Raw genomic sequence first — 864 nt, forward strand, 5'->3', positions numbered from 1 at the left:
TACCTGTCCATCGTCAAACGTCTGGGGGCCTTCGATGCGCTCTAATTCAGAAAAGCAGGGGGACAAAGCCTCTCCAGGCCTGAAAATCGCGGCCTGGGGCGGGTTGGTGTTTCTGCACTTCCCGATCCTGATCATCTTCCTCTACGCCTTCAACACCGAAGAGGCCGCGCTCAGTTTTCCGCCGAAGGGCTTCACGTTGCACTGGTTCAGCGTGGCGTTTTCGCGGCCGGACGTTTTGGAGGCGATCAAGCTTTCATTGCAGATCGCAGCCATTGCCACGTTGATTGCGATGGTGCTCGGCACCTTGGCTTCGGCAGCGCTGTACCGCCGGGATTTCTTCGGCAAGCAGGGCATTTCGCTGATGCTGATCCTGCCGATTGCGCTGCCCGGGATCATCACCGGGATTGCCTTGCTGGCGACGTTCAAGACGCTGGGGATCGAGCCGGGGATGTTCACCATCATCGTCGGCCACGCGACCTTCTGCGTGGTGATCGTCTACAACAACGTCATCGCCCGTCTGCGCCGGACTTCGCACAGTTTGATCGAGGCCTCGATGGACCTCGGCGCCGATGGCTGGCAGACCTTCCGCTACATCATCCTGCCGAACCTCGGCTCGGCGTTACTGGCGGGCGGCATGCTGGCGTTCGCGCTGTCGTTCGACGAAATCATCGTCACCACGTTTACCGCCGGGCATGAACGCACGTTGCCGTTATGGCTGCTCAATCAGCTGAGCCGGCCACGGGATGTGCCGGTGACCAACGTCGTCGCCATGCTGGTGATGATGGTGACCATGTTGCCGATCCTCGGCGCGTATTACCTGACGCGCGGTGGCGAGAGCGTCGCCGGCAGTGGCGGTAAATAAAC

The 864-nt window shown here is 60.5% G+C and carries 1 protein-coding gene; it reads left to right on the forward strand.

Going from position 1 to position 864, the window contains the following annotated elements; translation table 11 throughout:
• The first annotated feature begins 34 nt into the window (after window positions 1-34).
• Complete coding sequence (locus tag DBR24_RS15990; RefSeq protein ID WP_128615244.1) at window positions 35-862, forward strand: ABC transporter permease; 828 nt, start codon at window positions 35-37, stop codon at window positions 860-862.
• The last annotated feature ends 2 nt before the right edge of the window (window positions 863-864 follow it).

It is taken from the genome of Pseudomonas sp. HMWF006 (genome assembly GCF_003061205.1).
Taxonomy (GTDB): Bacteria; Pseudomonadota; Gammaproteobacteria; order Pseudomonadales; family Pseudomonadaceae; genus Aquipseudomonas; species Aquipseudomonas monsensis.

Excerpts from the sequence above, each read along its gene's own strand:
- DBR24_RS15990 (WP_128615244.1), top strand. The coding sequence starts at position 35 with ATGCGCTCTAATTCAGAAAAGCAGGGGGACAAAGCCTCTCCAGGCCTG.